Origin of the sequence: Zestosphaera sp. (assembly GCA_038843015.1) — an archaeon.
Lineage (GTDB): Archaea > Thermoproteota > Thermoprotei_A > Sulfolobales > NBVN01 > Zestomicrobium.
Map to the genome: position 1 here is coordinate 79,966 of JAWBSH010000006.1, position 2,784 is coordinate 82,749.

General features: G+C 41.6%; 3 protein-coding genes and 1 tRNA gene. 2 read left to right on the plus strand and 2 right to left on the minus strand.

Translation table 11 applies throughout. From position 1 onward, the window contains the following. Positions 1-51: 51 nt before the first annotated feature. Together QXL29_05810 and QXL29_05815 are read left to right on the plus strand one after the other, a co-directional pair. Entirely contained in the window at positions 52-693 is a 642-nt protein-coding gene (locus QXL29_05810) for a DUF973 family protein (protein MEM2284107.1), read from the plus strand. Between the two features lie 357 nt (positions 694-1,050). Beyond that, complete coding sequence (locus QXL29_05815) at positions 1,051-1,251, plus strand: hypothetical protein (protein MEM2284108.1); 201 nt, start codon at positions 1,051-1,053, stop codon at positions 1,249-1,251. 46 nt (positions 1,252-1,297) lie between these two features. Here the strand turns inward: QXL29_05815 and QXL29_05820 are convergent, their stop codons facing one another. Both QXL29_05820 and QXL29_05825 read right to left on the minus strand, forming a co-directional pair. Next, complete coding sequence (locus tag QXL29_05820) at positions 1,298-2,122, minus strand: hypothetical protein (protein MEM2284109.1); 825 nt, start codon at positions 2,120-2,122, stop codon at positions 1,298-1,300. A 570-nt stretch (positions 2,123-2,692) separates the two neighbouring features. Continuing rightward, a tRNA-Arg gene (locus QXL29_05825) sits at positions 2,693-2,767 on the minus strand. Between the last annotated feature and the right edge of the window lie 17 nt (positions 2,768-2,784).

Genomic DNA, 2,784 nt, shown 5'->3' on the forward strand with positions numbered 1-2,784 from the left:
CTTTGAGAGTAATATATATAGGAAGTTTTATGAATAATAGTTGGTGGCAATATGTCTTATGTGGCGACGTATGAGAAACCAGGCATTGAGGTTGTTAGCGCGCTTCAGAAGATGCGGGAGGGAATATTATTCGCGTTTATCGCGTGGATATTTTTGGGAGCGGGGATAATGGCGGCCTTCTTTGGTGCGCTCACAGCTTTTGTTGGTGGCGCGGGTGGCGCGTGGGTCGGAGTTCTAGCGGGACTTGGTGTAGGGATCGTATTACTCATAGTTGGTGCTATAATAGCTCTTATCGGGTTCTATGCTAAATTCATTCCTGGAACAAGTGACTTGGCTCGAGGTAATCCGGAATTCTCGACGGCTTCATCACTAATTAAGATAGGGTATGTATGGGGCTTAATACTCGTTATAATAGGCGCCATACTGACTCTGGTCCTCGTAGGGATATTTATAGTGCTTATCGGGTTCGTCCTCTTAATAATCGGCTATATTGGAATGATAATCCTTTGTTTTAAGCTCAACGACGCATACCAAAACACACTATACCTGGTTGCTGGGATCCTCTTCATAATAGGCATCTTCTTCCCAATAGTGGATGTGGTCGCGTGGATACTCATTTACGTAGCTCTAGGCGATACGATTAGGAAACTATGGACACCGCCGACACAAGCGCAGAGTCTCATTCAAGTCTGAGACTAAGAATAAAACTTCGACCATTTTGAGATAAGCTACCTCATAACATCTTCTAAGCCAAGACTTTTTGCTATACCCACCAAGAAAAACACAGTCTCATTTCTCACTTTTCAAGTGTAAGAATACAAGGAGTTCTACGGGAGGTATAAGCATTTAATTAGTTCAGCAACAGCTCAGCAAGTGCTGAACTAAACAATAAAAGCTTGGAGAGGCTTCTTAATACTCAAAGCAAGGAAGGAGAGAAGAACACGCTGCTCACATTAGGGATAAGCCTGCCAACGTATAGGAAGAGAAGTAGCTCAAAACTCTGTGGAGTATTTTGAAGAAAGGACCAGTATAGGGTAGAGAGATTTCATAATGCTCAAGGACCTAGGAGTAGTTGGATGTATTAAGGTGAGGTACAGTAGTAGGATTCATATCGGGGGCGATGGAGAGCGAAGATACGCTTCAACTCAGATGATGAAAAATAGTATATCTTGGTATGAGGTCTCTGAGAAAACAGGCTTCTACAACGAACGTGGCGGGAGAGATGAGCTGACAACACTTAGAGTGGAATAAACTATAGGGAATAATCTTTTGCAAAAATAATGCTTTATATATCATTTTATGTTATCTCTAATAGCTCATACGTCAATTCAGATGTCTTAGTTTCCATCATGAAGTATACGCATAGTATATATTCCCTATAATGAGACACCCATATATCCGCCTTAGTTATATTAGCAAAGTCTGGATTGTTGGGGTTAGGTGTAAACACAAACTTATCAACGTTTAAGGTAGTGTTTCCGTAGGATATTGAGGCTGATGATACGTGAGTTAGTGTACCTATTTCTGGAGGTGTATAAGGCCATAGTATCATTGCAGTCAAGAATTGATGGGGGATGACGAAGAAGCTCATAAACGAGCCTACAATCTGTGCTACGGCATATTCTGCCATATATGGTGGTATTTCTTCCCCGTTGATCATTACCCTAGGCGTAATTCCAGTCTGTTTTGGAAGCCATATAATGACTGTCGTGTTACCGCTTTCTTCTTCAACTATAAATTCTATCCTCGTGTATTCCACGCCTCCCACTACTTCAACTCCCTTATTGTAGTAATAGAAGATCTCTATCTTCGATTCATTGTCAACGCGGTCGTAATCTCTTAGCCTCCACTTTATATAACGTACTAAGTTTATGAATTCCTCAAACGTCTCGATATACTTTTCTTCAGGTGGTGGTGTAGTTGTGTAAGTGGAAGTATACGTAGTAGAAGTGGGTGGGGTAGTCGTTGGTGTTGTTGTATGTGGAGAGGTAGGGGTTGTGTAGGGGGTATACGTAGTAGAAGTAGCTGGACCTCCAGGCAGTAAAGCTGACATTAAGCCATAGATTACAGCAACAGATGCTATAGTTACTGCAGCCACAACCACAAATAAAGGTATTTTCAATATTACACCAAAATATAATGCACAATTATTGTTTATAAATCTTTTAAGCATAAAAAACACTAAGAATGAGCAGTTCATCATAAAATAAATTACATGTACTACACCAAGAACAATTTAAAGTAGACACTATATTTTCATCATAGAACTTCTTTAGAAGCTCTTCCTATCCAACATCAGTACTACGTCACTATATTCCTGTAGTCAATGTCTTGCAGATAGGCCTGACACGCTCCCATACTAAGCTCTCGCCTCAACCTCCAGAATGAATCCACTTAAGAACATCTCCTGCTACTTCAATATCTATTTGTCTCCCAACACTTCTCTAAAGACCCCCTTAAGCATTGAAAAGCTCTCATAACCGTCTCCCAGGCATTCCCAGAAACCCCTAGCATTACCTAGCTTCTCTAGTAAATAGAGGAATAGCCTCTTCCTATCCTAGTCCGAGACCTTATTTAGGTCTAGACCCTCAAACAACGTTAACATCCATCAAATCTAAAACGTTTCACGAACTTCTATTCACAACAATGAAAGGAAGGAGTCATAAGTAACTAGATCCCTAGTGGGTATAAGCGGGCCCGCCGGGATTTGAACCCGGGGTCTCCGGCTCCGCAGGCCGGCGCCTTATCCTGGCTAGGCCACGGGCCCTAAATAAACTTATCAAT

Excerpts from the sequence above, each read along its gene's own strand:
- QXL29_05810 (MEM2284107.1), top strand. The coding sequence starts at position 52 with ATGTCTTATGTGGCGACGTATGAGAAACCAGGCATTGAGGTTGTTAGC.
- QXL29_05815 (MEM2284108.1), top strand. The coding sequence starts at position 1,051 with ATGCTCAAGGACCTAGGAGTAGTTGGATGTATTAAGGTGAGGTACAGT.